This is a genomic window from Rossellomorea sp. ABR4_004 (assembly GCF_056159585.1).
Map to the genome: position 1 here is coordinate 2452925 of NZ_JBSWVM010000001.1, position 18180 is coordinate 2471104.

The following is an 18180-nucleotide window of genomic DNA, read 5'->3' on the forward strand; positions in this document are numbered from 1 at the left end:
GAGATCAAAATGTGTTTGTTCTTTGAAAACTAGATAAAGATATAATTGATAGTCAAGAAATTACCGAGTATCGCCATTTTAGGTTTTAAACCTGATGTAACAACCAATTCGGTTAAGTTATGAAGGGCGCACGGTGGATGCCTTGGCACTAGGAGCCGACGAAGGACGGGACTAACACCGATATGCTTTGGGGAGCTGTAAGTGAGCTTTGATCCAGAGATTTCCGAATGGGGGAACCCATTGTTCGTAATGGAACAATATCCTTACTTGAATACATAGAGTATGGAAGGCAGACCCAGGGAACTGAAACATCTAAGTACCTGGAGGAAGAGAAAGCAATTGCGATTCCCTGAGTAGCGGCGAGCGAAACGGGATGTAGCCCAAACCAAGAGGCTTGCCTCTTGGGGTTGTAGGACACTCTATACGGAGTTACAAAGGAATGAAGTAGACGAAGAAGTCTGGAAAGGCTCGTCAAAGAAGGTAACAACCCTGTAGTTGAAACTTCATTCCCTCTTGAGTGGATCCTGAGTACGGCGGGACACGTGAAATCCCGTCGGAAGCTGGGAGGACCATCTCCCAAGGCTAAATACTCCCTAGTGACCGATAGTGAACCAGTACCGTGAGGGAAAGGTGAAAAGCACCCCGGAAGGGGAGTGAAATAGAACCTGAAACCGTGTGCCTACAAGTAGTCAGAGCCCGTTAACGGGTGATGGCGTGCCTTTTGTAGAATGAACCGGCGAGTTACGATCCCATGCAAGGTTAAGTCGATGAGACGGAGCCGCAGCGAAAGCGAGTCTGAATAGGGCGAATTGAGTATGTGGTCGTAGACCCGAAACCAGGTGATCTACCCATGTCCAGGATGAAGTTCAGGTAACACTGAATGGAGGTCCGAACCCACGCACGTTGAAAAGTGCGGGGATGAGGTGTGGGTAGCGGAGAAATTCCAATCGAACTTGGAGATAGCTGGTTCTCTCCGAAATAGCTTTAGGGCTAGCCTCATGTGTAAGAGTCTTGGAGGTAGAGCACTGTTTGGACTAGGGGCCCTCATCGGGTTACCGAATTCAGACAAACTCCGAATGCCAAAGACTTATCCATGGGAGTCAGACTGCGAGTGATAAGATCCGTAGTCGAAAGGGAAACAGCCCAGACCACCAGCTAAGGTCCCAAAGTATACGTTAAGTGGAAAAGGATGTGGAGTTGCTTAGACAACCAGGATGTTGGCTTAGAAGCAGCCACCATTTAAAGAGTGCGTAATAGCTCACTGGTCGAGTGACTCTGCGCCGAAAATGTACCGGGGCTAAACGTATCACCGAAGCTGTGGATTGACACCTCTAGGTGTCAGTGGTAGGAGAGCGTTCTAAGGACTGCGAAGCTAGACCGTAAGGACTGGTGGAGTGCTTAGAAGTGAGAATGCCGGTATGAGTAGCGAAAGATGGGTGAGAATCCCATCCACCGAATGCCTAAGGTTTCCTGAGGAAGGCTCGTCCGCTCAGGGTTAGTCGGGACCTAAGTCGAGGCCGATAGGCGTAGACGATGGACAACAGGTTGATATTCCTGTACCACCTCTTTTCCGTTTGAGCAATGGGGGGACGCAGGAGGATAGGGTAAGCGCACTGCTGGATATGTGCGTCTAAGCAGTTAGGCTGATGATGAGGCAAATCCCATCATCGCGAAGGCTGAGCTGTGATAGCGAGCGAATTATAGTAGCGAAGTTCCTGATTCCACACTGCCAAGAAAAGCCTCTAGCGAGGAAAAAGGTGCCCGTACCGCAAACCGACACAGGTAGGCGAGGAGAGAATCCTAAGGTGAGCGAGAGAACTCTCGTTAAGGAACTCGGCAAAATGACCCCGTAACTTCGGGAGAAGGGGTGCTCTGGTAGGGTGCAAGCCCGAGAGAGCCGCAGTGAATAGGCCCAGGCGACTGTTTAGCAAAAACACAGGTCTCTGCGAAGCCGTAAGGCGAAGTATAGGGGCTGACGCCTGCCCGGTGCTGGAAGGTTAAGAGGAGTGCTTAGCGCAAGCGAAGGTGCGAATCGAAGCCCCAGTAAACGGCGGCCGTAACTATAACGGTCCTAAGGTAGCGAAATTCCTTGTCGGGTAAGTTCCGACCCGCACGAAAGGCGTAACGATCTGGGCACTGTCTCAACGAGAGACTCGGTGAAATTATAGTACCTGTGAAGATGCAGGTTACCCGCGACAGGACGGAAAGACCCCGTGGAGCTTTACTGTAGCCTGATATTGAATTTTGGTACAGCTTGTACAGGATAGGTAGGAGCCTTGGAAGCCGGAGCGCCAGCTTCGGTGGAGGCATCGGTGGGATACTACCCTGGCTGTATTGAAATTCTAACCCGCGCCCCTTATCGGGGTGGGAGACAGTGTCAGGTGGGCAGTTTGACTGGGGCGGTCGCCTCCTAAAGAGTAACGGAGGCGCCCAAAGGTTCCCTCAGAATGGTTGGAAATCATTCGCAGAGTGTAAAGGCACAAGGGAGCTTGACTGCGAGACCTACAAGTCGAGCAGGGACGAAAGTCGGGCTTAGTGATCCGGTGGTTCCGCATGGAAGGGCCATCGCTCAACGGATAAAAGCTACCCCGGGGATAACAGGCTTATCTCCCCCAAGAGTCCACATCGACGGGGAGGTTTGGCACCTCGATGTCGGCTCATCGCATCCTGGGGCTGTAGTCGGTCCCAAGGGTTGGGCTGTTCGCCCATTAAAGCGGTACGCGAGCTGGGTTCAGAACGTCGTGAGACAGTTCGGTCCCTATCCGTCGTGGGCGCAGGAAATTTGAGAGGAGCTGTCCTTAGTACGAGAGGACCGGGATGGACGCACCGCTGGTGTACCAGTTGTCTTGCCAAAGGCATCGCTGGGTAGCTATGTGCGGAAGGGATAAGTGCTGAAAGCATCTAAGCATGAAGCCCCCCTCGAGATGAGATTTCCCATCACGTATGTGAGTAAGATCCCTAGAAGATGACTAGGTAGATAGGTCAGAGATGGAAGCATGGCGACATGTGGAGTTGACTGATACTAATCGATCGAGGACTTAACCACAAAGAGTCATTTTGAAATGAACAACAATTGGTCGGTATTCGGCTTTCTTGACATCAATTCTTTATCTAGTTTTGAAGGAACAACCCTTCAATTGAATAGTCGTCTGGTGACAATGGCGAAGAGGTCACACCCGTTCCCATGCCGAACACGGAAGTTAAGCTCTTCAGCGCCGATGGTAGTTGGGGGATCTCCCCCTGTGAGAGTAGGACGTCGCCAGGCGAATGTGAAGAAAGAGTAGCTCTTAGGGGCTGCTCTTTTTTGTTTTTTCATCAGAAACGGTGTTGGACGGTGAATCCAAGCTCCTATCTCTATACAGTTAACCTTAGATGAAGCAGAGTCTTGGTGTTCTAATATGGAAAAAGACGCATTAAATAAAAAAAAGACGCAATAAAGGTCTAAAAAGACGCATTAAATAAAATGATGACGCAATAACAACCGAAAACGACGCAATTACCGCGAATCCTCGACTATTAACACTTAGTTCACCCCTGAAAACTCCCAGCTTTGATACAAAATAAAGCACTTTCCTTAGCTGATCCCCCAAATAGCCACAACCTTTCTAAAAGGATCCATCCAAAGTAATAAATTTCTACTCTTCCTCCATCACATCACAAATAAGCCCTCTCTTCCTCTATCCCTATAATCAACTCCCACCACAATTCACAAACAAAACATCATACTCCCAATGCCCCAATTCCTTATTTCTATCCAACAATCTTACATTCCCACGTTTAAAACCTTCCTAAAACAGGAAAACTTCTAAGGTCATACTTCATAATTGCAAAGTTTAAAACACGGTTGTATAATTATAGTCAAATATAGTCAAAGTCAAAATGAGGAGGAGGTTTGATGAGGAACATATCCGACATCATTGAACGTTATTTAAAGAATGTTTTAGAACTGAGTGAAAGTGAGATAGTCGAGATTAAAAGAAGCGAGATCGCTGATAAGTTTCAATGTGTTCCTTCTCAAATTAATTATGTGATCAATACCCGTTTCACGATAGAACGAGGGTATGTAGTAGAAAGTAAACGAGGTGGCGGGGGCTACATAAGAATCATGAAGGTGAAGGCCCACGATCAAGTTCATCTTATTGATCAACTAGTAGCTTTAATAACACAAACCATCAGTCAGAATACGGCGGCAGATATTGTGTTTCGGTTAGTGGAAGAGGATATTATTTCTGAGCGGGAAGCGAAGATTATGCTGAGCGTAATGGACCGCTCGGTGATCATGGTAGATTTACCTGAACGGGATGTATTGAGGGGAAGAATGCTCAGGGCCATGCTGGATACATTGAAATATGAGTAAGTTTTGAGAGGTGAGTAGGATGGTTTGTCAAGAGTGTAATGAAAGACCTGCAACCCTTCATTTTACCAAGGTGATAAATGGGGAAAAGACAGAGGTTCATTTATGTGAACAATGCGCTCAGGATAAGGGTGAAATGTTTATGTTTGATTCGTCTTCCGGGTTCTCTGTGAACAATCTATTGGCAGGTCTTCTTAATATAGCCCCTGCATTTAAGCAGGCAAAAGAAACGGAAATTCCTAAGGCAGAGGTTTTACAGTGTGAAAAGTGTAAAATGACTTTTCAGCAATTCATTAATGTAGGACGCTTCGGCTGTGCCCATTGTTATGAAACGTTTAAAGATGAACTTACTCCTCTATTAAAGCGCGTTCATAGTGGGAATGTGGAGCACCATGGGAAGGTTCCGGAACGTATGGGTGGAGCCATTCACATCAAGAAGAAGATTCAGCAGTTGAAATCGGATATGCAAACGATGATTGCGGATGAAGAGTTCGAAAAAGCAGCAGAGATACGAGACGAAATTCGCTCCCTGGAGAAGGATGTTCATAAAGAGGGGGGAGATAAAGGATGAGTCTGGAGAAGTTTTTACAAAATGCTGTTAGCTCCTGGATGAATGAGGAAGGGCCGGATTCGGATATTGTCCTTAGTTCACGGGTCCGCCTCGCAAGAAACATGACGGACTTTCGTTTTTCCACTTTATATTCATCTGAAGAAGCTAAAGAGATAGTGGATCGCGTGAAAGATAAGCTCTCTTTATACCCAAAAAATTTAGGAGAATTGGAATTTTTACCTACAAGTGAGATTCAGCCTCTCCAAAAGAGGGTATTGATGGAGAAACACCTTATTAGTCCTAACTTAGCGGAGGACACGAATCATGGAGCTGTCCTTCTATCCAGTGAAGAAGATATTAGCATAATGGTAAACGAAGAGGACCACATTCGAATACAGTGTTTATATCCAGGATTGCAATTGAAGGAAGCTTTACAGAGAGCGAATCAGATTGATGATTGGTTTGAAAGTGAATTTGATTTTGCTTTTGATGAGAAACATGGATATCTAACGACATGTCCCACTAATGTGGGGACTGGGCTTCGGGCTTCCGTGATGATGCACTTGCCTGGTCTGGTTCTGACCCAGCAATTAAATCGGATCATTCCTGCCATTAACCAATTAGGTCTGGTGGTTAGAGGGATTTATGGAGAAGGCAGCGAGGCGTTAGGGAACATTTTTCAGATTTCGAACCAAACGACACTTGGTAAATCAGAAGAAGATATTGTGGAAGATTTATTGAGCGTCGTGAAGCAGATTATTGATAAAGAACACTCCGCACGGGACGCATTAGTTAAAACGTCTAACATACAATTAGAGGATAGGATCTTTCGTTCACTTGGCGTGTTGGAGCACAGTAGAATTATCGAGTCCAAGGAAGCAGCAAAGTGTTTATCGGATGTCAGACTTGGAATTGATTTAGGATACATCAAAGTTATATCTAAGAATATATTGAATGAACTAATGATTTTAACCCAACCTGGATTTTTACAACAATATTCTGGAGGTCCATTGAGACCAAATGAAAGAGATATAAGAAGGTCTTCTTTGATTCGGGAGCGAATTAAGTTAGATAAAGATACATGTGAGGAGGAAAAATAATATGATGTTTGGTCGATTTACAGAAAGAGCACAAAAGGTATTGGCATTAGCTCAAGAAGAAGCAATTCGTCTGGCGCACAGTAATATTGGTACTGAACATATTTTATTGGGACTTGTCCGCGAAGGTGAAGGGATTGCCGCTAAAGCACTTACGGCGTTGGGACTGAGCCCTGAAAAGATTCAGAAAGAAGTGGAAGGATTAATCGGAAAAGGTACCGAGAAATCTCAAACGATCCATTATACACCCCGAGCGAAGAAAGTGATTGAGCTTTCTATGGATGAGGCTCGTAAACTGGGTCACTCATATGTAGGAACGGAACATATTTTACTAGGTTTGATTCGTGAAGGTGAAGGAGTAGCCGCTCGTGTGCTTGGTAATCTTGGAGTCAGCTTAAATAAAGCAAGGCAGCAGGTATTGCAGTTACTTGGCAGCAATGATTCAAGTAACCACCAGGGCGGTGGGAATGCAAACGCCAATACGCCTACCCTTGATAGCTTAGCCCGTGACTTGACGGCGATTGCCCGTGAAGGAAGCTTAGATCCGGTTATTGGACGAAGCAAAGAAATTCAACGTGTCATTGAAGTGCTAAGTCGACGTACGAAGAATAACCCGGTCCTGATTGGTGAGCCTGGTGTAGGTAAGACCGCGATTGCAGAGGGTCTTGCACAGCAGATCATTGCCAATGAGGTTCCTGAGATCCTGCGGGACAAACGCGTGATGACACTGGATATGGGTACAGTGGTAGCTGGTACGAAATATCGTGGTGAGTTCGAGGATCGATTAAAGAAAGTAATGGATGAAATCCGTCAAGCAGGTAACATCATCCTGTTCATCGATGAACTTCATACATTAATTGGAGCAGGTGGGGCTGAAGGTGCCATTGATGCCTCAAACATCTTAAAACCATCTCTTGCTCGCGGTGAATTACAGTGTATCGGTGCAACGACATTAGATGAGTACCGTAAATATATTGAAAAGGATGCTGCGTTAGAGCGCCGTTTCCAACCAATCCAAGTCAATGAACCAACGGCAGAAGAGTCCATTCAGATTCTTAAAGGTTTACGTGATCGTTATGAAGCCCATCACCGCGTGTCGATTACAGATGAAGCGATTGATGCAGCAGTGAAATTTTCTGATCGCTATATCTCAGACCGCTTCTTACCGGATAAGGCGATCGATTTAATTGATGAAGCCGGCTCTAAAGTGCGCTTACGTTCTTATACAACGCCGCCAAACTTGAAAGAGCTTGAAGCCAAGCTGGAAGAAATCCGTAAAGAGAAGGATGCAGCGGTTCAAAGCCAAGAGTTTGAAAAGGCAGCTTCTCTAAGAGATTCAGAGCAAAAACTTCGTGAAGAGCTGGAAGAAACGAAGAACACATGGAAAGAAAAGCAAGGTCAGGAAAATACAGAAGTGACGGTTGAAGATATTGCGAAAGTGGTATCGAACTGGACGGGAGTACCGGTATCGAAGCTTGCTCAGACTGAGACGGATCGATTACTAAAGCTGGAAGAGATCCTACATTCCAGAGTCATCGGTCAATCTGAAGCAGTTGTAGCAGTATCAAAAGCCGTCCGTCGTGCAAGAGCCGGCCTGAAAGATCCGAAGCGCCCGATTGGTTCTTTCATCTTCTTAGGACCGACTGGTGTAGGGAAAACAGAATTGGCCCGTGCGCTGGCAGAATCTATGTTCGGTGACGAGGATGCCATGATCCGTATTGATATGTCCGAGTACATGGAGAAACATTCGACTTCCCGTTTAGTAGGTTCACCTCCAGGGTATGTAGGGTATGAAGAAGGCGGTCAGTTAACGGAGAAAGTTCGCCGTAAACCGTATTCAGTCGTTCTGTTGGATGAAATTGAAAAAGCACACCCTGATGTATTTAACATTCTTCTGCAAGTCCTGGAAGACGGTCGTTTGACGGATTCTAAAGGAAGAACGGTAGACTTTAGAAACACGGTGTTAATTATGACTTCTAACGTTGGTGCCCAGTCCCTTAAGAGCAATAAATATGTTGGGTTCAACATTCAGGATGGAAAACAGGATTACAAGGATATGAAAGGCAAGGTAATGGAGGAGCTGAAACGAGCGTTCCGACCAGAGTTCCTTAACCGTATCGATGAGATCATTGTGTTCCATTCCCTTGAAAAAGACCACTTAAAAGAGATTGTGACCTTGATGTCCAACCAATTGACAACTCGTTTGAAAGAACAGGATATTCATTTAGAGCTTTCAGCTGCTGCTAAGGAAAAAATAGCAGATGAAGGATTCGATCCTGAATACGGTGCGCGTCCACTGCGTCGTGCCATTCAGAAACATGTAGAGGATAAACTGTCAGAAGAGCTGTTAAGAGGAAAAGTACTGACAGGTCAGAATATTGTTATCGATGTAGAGGATAGTGAGTTTGTTGTGAAGGTAAAAGAAGAAGAAGCAGCAAACACTCCTACTTAATACAAACGGTAGAAAAAGAGGTACACGTATATGTTTTTCGTGTACCTCTTTTATCATAATATGGCTTTACGAGGGATCCTTGTCGCCTCTGAGCAAGCCACCTGCGCTTTTCTGATTGTCTAGCTCCGGTGGCTAGAGGCTCGAGGTCATAAGACAAATCAACCAAAAAGGCAAAGAGCGCCTTTCCGGTTGATTCGTCTTATGCTTGTCGCCTCTGAACGAGCCACCTGCGCTTTTCTTGTAACGAATACATAAAACCGATACAATCATTCCAAATGGGTATTGGCATGAAATGTAAAAAGAACAAATAGAGTAAAAGAGGAGAAGAAGAGATTGGCAAAGAAAAAGACAAAGTTTGTATGTTCATCATGTGGATATGAATCTGCTAAATGGATGGGGAAATGTCCGGGGTGTAACGAGTGGAACACGATGGTAGAAGAGGTTGAGATGACAGGGAAGAAGCCTCGTGGGTCGTTTATGCATTCTGAAAATAGCGGACCTACTAAAGCAGAGAAGCTTATCTCAATCGAAACAAAGCAAGAACCAAGAGTATTGACCGAGTCGAAAGAGCTGAATCGGGTGTTGGGTGGGGGAGTCGTTCCGGGTTCCCTCGTATTGATCGGGGGAGATCCGGGAATTGGTAAATCTACCTTATTGCTACAGGTTTCTGCCCAGCTGGCTGATCAAAAGCAGAAGGTTTTATATATATCCGGAGAAGAATCCATCAAGCAAACAAAACTTCGGGCAGATCGATTACATGTGAAATCCGATGATTTATATATTTTTGCAGAAACAAATCTTGAATTGATTCATCAAACGATCGAACAGATTTCCCCTGATTTTGTCATCATCGATTCGATTCAAACGATTTTTCACCCTGAAGTGACGTCTGCTCCAGGCAGTGTTTCTCAGGTAAGGGAATGTACAGCGGAATTAATGAGAATAGGGAAAACTAAAGGCATCGCCATCTTTATTGTAGGGCATGTTACAAAAGAAGGATCGATTGCAGGGCCGCGTTTATTGGAGCATATGGTTGATACCGTGCTGTATTTTGAAGGGGAGCGTCATCATTCGTATCGTATTTTAAGAGCTGTGAAGAACCGCTTTGGATCGACGAATGAGATGGGTATTTTTGAAATGAAAGAGCTTGGCCTGGAGGAAGTCGCAAATCCTTCTGAGATATTCCTGGAGGAGCGCTCCCAAGGCGCGGCTGGCTCAACGGTCGTTGCTTCCATGGAGGGTACAAGACCTGTGCTAGTGGAGATACAAGCCCTTGTCACTCCAACCAGCTTCAACAACCCACGACGAATGGCGACAGGGATTGATCACAGCCGTGTTTCACTCATCATGGCCGTATTGGAGAAACGGGCAGGAATGCTATTGCAGCAGCAGGATGCCTATCTGAAAGTGGCAGGTGGAGTTAAACTGGATGAACCGGCGATTGATTTGGCCGTTGCAGCGAGTATTGCGTCGAGCTTTCGTGATAAAGCGTCAAGTGCCCACGACTGTATCATTGGAGAAGTTGGTTTGACAGGTGAAATAAGAAGGGTTTCGAGGATTGAGCAACGTGTCCAGGAAGCGGCTAAATTAGGTTTTAAACGTGTGATTATTCCCCAAAATAACTTAAGTGGGTGGCAGCCGCCTACTGATATAGAAGTCACAGGAGTATCAAATATAAATGAAGCACTGGCTATTATTTTAGGAGGATAGGAAATGGAAGATGAGAAGGCAAGAGAGAAGTCCATGTCGGATATTTTACAATTCGTTGCTCCTGGTGCCCCGATCAGGGATGGCATTGATAATGTGCTGAGAGCCAATACAGGCGGGCTCATTGTTGTCGGCTACAATGATAAGGTGAAATCTGTACTGGATGGCGGATTTCATATCAATTGCGCTTTTTCTCCTAGCTATCTATATGAGCTGGCCAAGATGGATGGGGCCATCATCCTGAATGAAGCGGGTACGAAGATTATTTTGGCCAATGCACAGTTGGCCCCCGATGTGTACGTTCCTTCCACTGAAACTGGAATGAGACACCGTACGGCTGAGCGGGTTGCAAGACAAACCAATGCCCTTGTCATTGCCATCTCTCAACGGAGGAATGTCATCACCCTGTATCAAGGTAACTTTCGATATGCACTAAAGGACATCTCCGTCATCTTGACGAAGGCTAACCAGGCAATTCAAACTTTGGAGAAGTATAAGGTGGTTCTGGATCAGAGCATTTCTAATTTATCCGTGTTAGAGTTTGAGGAGCTCGTGACACAAAGCGACTTACTGCAAGTTCTTCACAGATTCGAAATGGTTTTAAGGATTAAGAACGAGTTATTGACCTATTTAAGCGAGCTGGGTGTTGAAGGAAGATTGATACGCCTTCAGATGAATGAGCTTTTGGCAGATATTGAAGATGAGGCGATGCTCATTATAAGGGATTATTCCCAGGAAAGAAATATAAAGCCATTCGAACTCCTCTATAAATTTCAGGAGCTTGTACATTCAGAGGTATTAGAGGATAATGTCCTATTAAAATTATTAGGCTATCATGGGTATGTTCATCACGATGATGCCATCTACCCAAGAGGATATCGCGTGTTGAATAAGATCCCACGTTTACCGATTGTGATCATCGAAAACCTTATTACCAGGTTCGAAACCCTCCCTCATGTAGTGAGTGCTTCAGTGGATGATTTGGATGAAGTGGAAGGAATAGGAGAGGTCAGGGCACGGAAAATCAAAGAGGGGTTAAAACTGATCAAAGAACAAACCTTTGCTGATCGACAGTTATAGGTATGTGGTCCTGTATTTGCCATATATGGTATAATGGAAGCATTTTCAAAAAATTGACAGTCGGTATAAGACATGTTAGCCTTCACTTAAGGAAGCTAGTAAAATGGGATAAGTATATCAAAATGGTTTCCATATTATTAAATTTAAAATTTTCAAGGGCTAAGACGTTTCAAAAATAGCAAATTGTTTATAATGAATAGGAGGAGGTGAGGGAATGTTAAAAAGAATCGTTCAAGCGTGCTTCCTTATCGTCGGGGGAACACTGGGGATATTTCTGCTTCCCGAATTATTTACCGTCATAAATTTATCAGACATTCCTTTAATTAATAACCCTTATATGACTGCTATATTTGGTGCCATTATTTTTTATATTCTTACGTTTTGGGCAGTCGAGTATGTCGTCAATTTCGTCAAGTGGTTTGAAGATAGTTTAGTAAAAGCTCCAGTAACGGATCTGTTATTTGGGAGTTTAGGACTTATTATCGGTCTATTTGTTGCGTATCTGTTTGGGATTCCTTTCAATCAAATGGAGATTCCGATTGTCAACACAGTGGTTCCGATTCTATTAACGTTGCTTCTTGGATATTTAGGATTTCAAGTTGGCTTTAAGAAAAGGGATGAGCTGATCGGGCTGTTTGGTCCTGCAAATAGAGGTAAGAAAAAAGGGACTGACGAAGATTCTGATGAAGCGGGTGTTAAGACACTGAAGATACTGGATACGAGTGTGATCATCGATGGTCGTATCGCAGATATCTGTCAAACCGGATTCTTAGAAGGAATTGTCGTGATTCCACAGTTTGTGCTGGAAGAGCTTCAGCATATTGCGGATTCTTCAGACGTGTTGAAACGAAACCGTGGACGACGCGGGCTTGATATCCTGAATCGAATACAAAAGGAGTTACCTGTTGAGGTTCAGATTTATGAAGGTGACTTCGAGGAAATTCAGGAAGTTGATTCGAAGCTGGTGAAGTTAGCGAAGCTTACGAATGGGATCGTTGTGACGAATGATTTCAACTTGAATAAAGTGTGCGATCTTCAAGGTGTACAAGTACTGAATATCAATGATCTAGCTAACGCCGTTAAGCCTGTTGTATTACCTGGAGAAGAATTGAAGGTTCAGGTCATCAAAGATGGGAAAGAACATAACCAAGGGATCGCGTACCTCGATGATGGTACGATGATCGTTGTAGAAGAAGGACGCAATTATATCGGCAAATACATCGATGTACTGGTAACATCTGTTCTTCAAACCTCTGCTGGCCGGATGATCTTTGCCAAGCCCAAACAATTAGAAAAAGCTTTATAAGTAATCATTGCCCTGACTCTATTGATTCAGTAAGGTATAATGAATAGTAATAGTCTAGAGTTAAAGGAGTTATCGTATGGAATATGAAGTTGTCATTCCTGCTGCAGGGCAAGGGAAACGAATGAAAGCGGGCAAGAACAAACTGCTCCTCGAGCTGAATAGCTGTCCAGTCATTATTCATACACTTCGGGTCTTTGAGCATGACTCCCATTGTCAGGGAATCTATTTAGCGATTCATCCATCGGAGCGAGATGAGTTCAAAGGTTTATTAGACCGTTTTGGTATTAAAAAGGTCGTTAAGCTTGTAGATGGCGGGGAGGAAAGACAGCATAGTGTATACAATGCATTGCTTGAGGTTGATCATGAAATTGTTCTTGTACACGACGGAGCAAGACCTTTTATTAAAGAATCCACGATTCACCAATTAGTAGAGAAAACTCATTTAGCAGGAGCCGCCATTGCTGCTGTTCCTGTTAAAGATACGATTAAAAAAGTACTGGATGGGGAAGTCGAGGAAACGATTGAACGCTCAAGCTTGTGGATGGTTCAAACTCCACAAGCTTTTCGTGTTTCATTGTTGAAAAGAGCGCACGGGGAAGCAGAGCAAGATGGTTTCCTCGGAACAGACGATGCTTCTCTGGTGGAACGAATGGATGTTGAGGTTGCTGTCGTGGAAAGTGATTATGACAATATTAAATTGACAACACCTGAGGACTTATATTTTGCTGAGGCCATTTTGAAGAAGCAAGAGGAAATGAGTGGAGGAGACAGCCATGTTTAGGATCGGACAAGGATTTGATGTTCATCAATTAGTAGAAGAGAGACCCCTTATTATGGGAGGCATAACGATACCCTACGAAAAAGGCTTATTAGGTCATTCAGATGCGGATGTACTATTACATGCTGTAGCGGATGCGTGTTTGGGGGCTGTTGCAGCAGGGGATATCGGCAAGCATTTTCCAGACACAGATCCAGAGTTCAAGGATGCAGATTCAGCTAAGCTTCTAGAGCATGTATGGGCTCTTGTGAAAGAGCAAGGGTATGAATTAGGGAATATCGATTGCACGATCATTGCCCAGAAACCGAAGATGGCTCCTTATATTGATGCCATGAGACAAAGCATCGCAACGTTATTGGAAGCGGATATTACGCAAGTGAATGTAAAAGCCACAACTTCTGAGCAGCTTGGTTTTACCGGGAGAGGCGAAGGGATCGCAGCGCAGACAACCGTGTTGGTCAAAAAGAAGTAAGGGGAGAAATCTGCTTTATTCCCTTTCATAACGGTGTTAAAATAGGTCAGAGACTTTCATGCAGAAATACAAAGAGGAGGAAATCAAATGACAAAAGAAGTACGCGTCCGTTATGCCCCAAGTCCAACGGGCCATTTACATATTGGGAATGCAAGAACCGCTTTATTTAATTACTTATACGCCCGCAGTGTAGGTGGAAAGTTCATCATCCGTATTGAAGACACGGATAAGAAACGTAATATTGAAGGCGGAGAAGAAAGTCAGCTTAAATATCTTCAATGGCTTGGAATCGATTGGGACGAAAGCACAGATAAGCCTGGTGACTATGGCCCTTATCGCCAATCAGAGCGTAATCATATTTATGAGCAGTATTTAAGTGAGCTATTAGAAAGCGGTCAAGCTTATAAATGCTACTGTACGGAAGAAGAGCTGGAAGCGGAGCGTGAAGCTCAATCAGCAGCCGGTCAAATGCCCCGCTATTCCGGTAAATGCCGCAACTTGACACAGGAAGATCATGAGAGATTAGCTGCAGAAGGGCGTCAACCGAGCATTCGTTTCCGTGTGCCTGCAGGGAAAGTATATACTTTCAATGATATCGTGAAAGAAGATGTGTCATTTGAATCAGACGGCATCGGTGACTTTGTCATTGCGAAAAAAGACGGTACACCAACGTATAACTTTGCCGTTGCAGTAGATGATTATCTGATGAAGATATCACACGTTCTACGCGGGGAAGATCATATTTCCAATACTCCAAAGCAATTGATGATATTTGAAGCTTTTGGATGGGAAGCACCTGTTTATGGACATATGACATTAATCGTTAATGAAAGCCGTAAAAAGCTAAGTAAGCGTGATGAAAGTATCATTCAGTTCATCGAGCAATACGAAGCGTTAGGTTATTTACCGGAAGCTTTATTCAACTTCATTGCATTACTGGGCTGGTCTCCAAAAGGAGAAGAAGAGCTATTCTCTAAAGAAGAGTTTATTGAAATCTTTGACCCTGAGCGTCTATCGACTTCTTCTGCTCTGTTTGATAATCAGAAGCTCACATGGATGAACAATCAGTACATGAAGAATCTTGACTTAAGTCAAGTTGTGGAGCTATCCCTTCCTCACTTAATCAGTGCGGGTAAACTGGATGGGAATATGTCTGACGAGCAGCGTGAATGGGCAAGTCGCATCATTTCTTTATACCAGGAGCAAATGAGTTTCGGTGCAGAAATCGTCGAGTTGTCTGAAATGTTCTTCAAGACAGATCTTGAATATGATGAAGAGGCGAAAGCGGTGTTGGAAGAGGAACAGGTCCCTGAAGTACTTCAGGCTTTCTTGAACGAGATTGAAGCTCTTGAAAAATATGAAGCAGCTGAAATCAAATCGTCTATCAAAGCGGTGCAAAAGTCGACTGGTCATAAAGGGAAGAAGCTGTTTATGCCGATCCGTGTAGCGGTAACAGGTCAGACGCATGGTCCTGAATTACCAAATGCGATTGAGCTTTTAGGGAAAGATACCGTTAAACATCGTCTGCAAAGTCTTTTAGGTTAACATTTTGGATGTTATGTAATATAGTAAGAGTATCACACTAAATGATATCGCGTTGATGAGGAGAAGTAAGAAAAGGATGCTTAGTAGAGAGAACCATCACCGGCTGAAAGTGGTTTAAGCCCCTCCGATTCTGAAATGCACCTCTGAGCCCGTTACTGAAATATAGTAGGTATAGGCGGTTTCCTACCGTTAACAGGAATCGAGTTGGAGAAGGTTACTTTCTTCTCAATCAGAGTGGAACCGCGCTGCCTAAGCGTCTCTGTCAGTTTATTGACAGAGGCGTTTTTTTATTGTCCAGCCCCGGTGGCTAGAGGTCATAGGTCAAGCCGCCTGCGCTTTTATTGTCCAATTTTATTTAGAGAGGGGATCCGAATGTTTAAGTCATTTAAGGAAGATATAGAAGTAGTGTTTGATCAGGATCCGGCTGCGAGGAATTATTTCGAGGTCATCCTTACGTATTCGGGTCTTCATGCCATATGGGCCCACCGCGTAGCCCATGCTTTTTTCAAAAGGAAATTCTTTTTTATTGCTCGCGTTATTTCACAGGTAAGCCGCTTTTTTACCGGGGTTGAGATTCACCCAGGGGCAAAGATCGGTCGCCGATTCTTCATTGATCATGGGATGGGCGTCGTGATTGGTGAAACGTGTGAAATCGGAGATAATGTTACGCTCTTTCAAGGGGTGACCCTTGGTGGAACAGGCAAAGAAAAAGGGAAGCGGCATCCTACGATTCAGGATAATGCCCTTATCGCCACGGGAGCGAAAGTATTAGGATCGATTGTAGTTGGGGAAAATTCTAAAGTAGGGGCTGGATCGGTCGTGCTGAAAGATGTTCCTCCAAACTCCACCGTCGTCGGTATTCCGGGGAAGGTCGTCATTCAAGATGGTGTCAAGATACAGAAGGATCTGAATCACTGTGACCTACCGGATCCGATGAATGATCGTATGAAACAACTGGAAATGGAATTGAACGAGGTAAAATCATTATTAAGGGAATATGAAGGAAGGAGTCGATCATTTTGACGATTCGTTTATATAACACATTGACAAGAAAAAAAGAGGAATTCAAACCCCTGGAAGAGGGTAAAGTCAAAATGTATGTGTGCGGGCCGACGGTTTATAACTATATTCATATAGGAAATGCTCGCCCTGCTATTGTCTTTGATACAGTGAGACGCTATTTGGAATACAGAGGCTTTGATGTTCACTTTGTCTCTAACTTCACAGATGTGGATGATAAATTGATTCGGGCCGCAAAGGAGCTGGGTGTGGATGTTCCGACGGTTGCCCAGCGCTTTATCCAGGCGTACTTTGAAGATACCGGAGCACTTGGATGCAAGAAAGCGGATGTTCATCCGACTGTAACAGACAATATCGATACCATCATTGATTTTATCTCTGCTCTTGTTGAAAAAGGGTTTGCTTACGAATCACAAGGCGACGTTTATTATCGTACAAGAAAGTTTGATGGATACGGTAAGCTTTCTCATCAGCCGATCGATGAGCTTAAAGCAGGTGCCCGCATAGATGTAGGGGATAAAAAAGAAGATGCTCTTGATTTCGTATTATGGAAAGCAGCGAAAGAAGGGGAAATTTCTTGGGAAAGCCCTTGGGGTGAAGGCCGTCCCGGCTGGCATATTGAGTGCTCTGCCATGGCAAAGCGCTACTTGGGGGATACCATCGATATTCACGCCGGGGGCCAGGATTTAACCTTCCCTCATCACGAGAATGAAATCGCGCAATCAGAAGCACTTACAGGTAAGCCATTCGCTAAGTATTGGATGCACAATGGATATATTAATATTGATAATGAGAAAATGTCTAAATCACTGGGGAATTTTGTATTGGTTCATGACATCATTAAAGAACAGGATCCACAAGTCCTTCGTTTCTTTATGCTATCTGTTCATTACCGTCATCCTATCAACTACAATTTAGAGCTTCTTCAAAATGCAGAGTCCGCTTTAGATAGAATTAAGACAGCTTATGAGAACTTGAAGCATCGTAAGGAATCGAGTACAGACTTAACGGATAACAACCGGGAATGGCTGGACAAAATCGCTGAGTTGAAAGCACAGTTCATCTCTGAAATGGATGATGATTTTAACACCGCCAACGGAATCTCAGTTATATTCGAATTATCCAGGCAGGCCAATTATTATTTGATGGAGAAGAATACAGCTACAGAAGTGATTGATGCGTTCTTGAGCCAATTCGAAGATTTCTTCTCTGTCCTGGGGCTAAGCCTTCAGGAAGCAGAACTGCTGGACGAAGAAGTGGAAGAACTGATCGAGAAACGCGTTCAGGCACGTAAAGAGCGGAACTTCCAATTAGCAGATGAAATTCGTGACACATTAAAAGAGATGAATATCATCTTGGAAGATACTCCTCAAGGCATTCGCTGGAAAAGAGGGTCTTAATGCTTCACGAGATAAATGAACAAATCGATGCGAAACAAATTAATGCACTTGCACTGGCTTATATGGGGGATGCTGTATATGAAACGTATGTACGGCAGCTCCTCTTAACAAAAGGAAAAATCAAACCGAATCAGCTGCACAGAGCGGCGACGAAGTATGTGTCTGCTAAAGCTCAAGCGGGTATTCTCAGAACGTTGTTCGATCAGGACGTCTTAACGGAAGAAGAGATTTCGATTGTCAAGCGCGGCCGGAATGCGAAATCCGGGACAACGCCAAAAAACACGGATGTACAAACGTATAAACACAGCACTGCTTTTGAGGCACTTATTGGATATTTGTTTTTACTTAATCGGACAGAGCGATTAGAGGAACTGTTGAAGATGATATTTGAACAAGCCCAGGCAGGAAAGGAGGAGTAG

At 44.3% G+C, this 18180-nt stretch carries 13 protein-coding genes, 2 rRNA genes and 1 other annotated feature; all 15 genes read left to right on the forward strand.

Annotated features, from left to right (window positions below):
- The first annotated feature begins 110 nt into the window (after nt 1–110).
- Nucleotides 111–3046: ribosomal RNA gene (locus ACXAF2_RS12420) — 23S ribosomal RNA — on the forward strand.
- Between the two features lie 102 nt (nt 3047–3148).
- Nucleotides 3149–3265: ribosomal RNA gene (gene rrf / locus ACXAF2_RS12425) — 5S ribosomal RNA — on the forward strand.
- Between the two features lie 630 nt (nt 3266–3895).
- Complete coding sequence (locus ACXAF2_RS12430) at nt 3896–4357, forward strand: CtsR family transcriptional regulator (protein ID WP_148971217.1); 462 nt, start codon at nt 3896–3898, stop codon at nt 4355–4357.
- Between the two features lie 19 nt (nt 4358–4376).
- A complete protein-coding gene (locus tag ACXAF2_RS12435) occupies nt 4377–4925 on the forward strand; it encodes a UvrB/UvrC motif-containing protein (protein WP_475138993.1) in 549 nt (182 codons plus the stop codon).
- Nucleotides 4922–6004, forward strand: a complete 1083-nt coding sequence (locus tag ACXAF2_RS12440) for a protein arginine kinase (RefSeq protein ID WP_475138995.1) — start codon at nt 4922–4924, stop codon at nt 6002–6004. The genes ACXAF2_RS12435 and ACXAF2_RS12440 overlap by 4 nt, the downstream gene beginning before the upstream one ends.
- Before the next feature lies 1 nt (nt 6005).
- Entirely contained in the window at nt 6006–8453 is a 2448-nt protein-coding gene (gene clpC / locus ACXAF2_RS12445; RefSeq protein ID WP_475138996.1) for an ATP-dependent protease ATP-binding subunit ClpC, read from the forward strand.
- 333 nt (nt 8454–8786) lie between these two features.
- Nucleotides 8787–10163 (forward strand): DNA repair protein RadA, encoded by a 1377-nt coding sequence (gene radA / locus ACXAF2_RS12450; RefSeq protein ID WP_475138998.1) that lies wholly within the window; start codon nt 8787–8789, stop codon nt 10161–10163.
- 3 nt (nt 10164–10166) lie between these two features.
- Nucleotides 10167–11240, forward strand: a complete 1074-nt coding sequence (gene disA, locus ACXAF2_RS12455; protein ID WP_475139000.1) for a DNA integrity scanning diadenylate cyclase DisA — start codon at nt 10167–10169, stop codon at nt 11238–11240.
- Nucleotides 11241–11454: 214 nt separating this feature from the next.
- Nucleotides 11455–12546 carry a PIN/TRAM domain-containing protein gene (locus ACXAF2_RS12460; protein WP_475139002.1) on the forward strand — a complete coding sequence of 364 codons (1092 nt, stop codon included), beginning with the start codon at nt 11455–11457 and terminating at the stop codon, nt 12544–12546.
- Between the two features lie 76 nt (nt 12547–12622).
- Complete coding sequence (gene ispD, locus ACXAF2_RS12465) at nt 12623–13327, forward strand: 2-C-methyl-D-erythritol 4-phosphate cytidylyltransferase (RefSeq protein ID WP_475139004.1); 705 nt, start codon at nt 12623–12625, stop codon at nt 13325–13327.
- Nucleotides 13320–13796, forward strand: a complete 477-nt coding sequence (ispF, locus tag ACXAF2_RS12470; RefSeq protein WP_475139006.1) for a 2-C-methyl-D-erythritol 2,4-cyclodiphosphate synthase — start codon at nt 13320–13322, stop codon at nt 13794–13796. The genes ispD and ispF overlap by 8 nt, the downstream gene beginning before the upstream one ends.
- A gap of 87 nt (nt 13797–13883) precedes the next feature.
- Nucleotides 13884–15341 (forward strand): glutamate--tRNA ligase, encoded by a 1458-nt coding sequence (gltX, locus tag ACXAF2_RS12475; protein ID WP_475139008.1) that lies wholly within the window; start codon nt 13884–13886, stop codon nt 15339–15341.
- A 43-nt stretch (nt 15342–15384) separates the two neighbouring features.
- Nucleotides 15385–15605: a binding site (T-box leader), on the forward strand.
- Between the two features lie 102 nt (nt 15606–15707).
- Nucleotides 15708–16364, forward strand: coding sequence for a serine O-acetyltransferase (cysE, locus tag ACXAF2_RS12480; RefSeq protein ID WP_475139187.1), 657 nt, complete (start codon nt 15708–15710; stop codon nt 16362–16364).
- Nucleotides 16361–17761, forward strand: a complete 1401-nt coding sequence (cysS, locus tag ACXAF2_RS12485) for a cysteine--tRNA ligase (RefSeq protein WP_475139010.1) — start codon at nt 16361–16363, stop codon at nt 17759–17761. Before cysE ends, cysS begins: the two co-directional genes overlap by 4 nt.
- The gene (locus tag ACXAF2_RS12490) at nt 17761–18180 is read left to right on the forward strand and encodes a Mini-ribonuclease 3 (protein ID WP_475139011.1); all 420 of its coding nucleotides are present in this window, start codon (nt 17761–17763) and stop codon (nt 18178–18180) included. Before cysS ends, ACXAF2_RS12490 begins: the two co-directional genes overlap by 1 nt.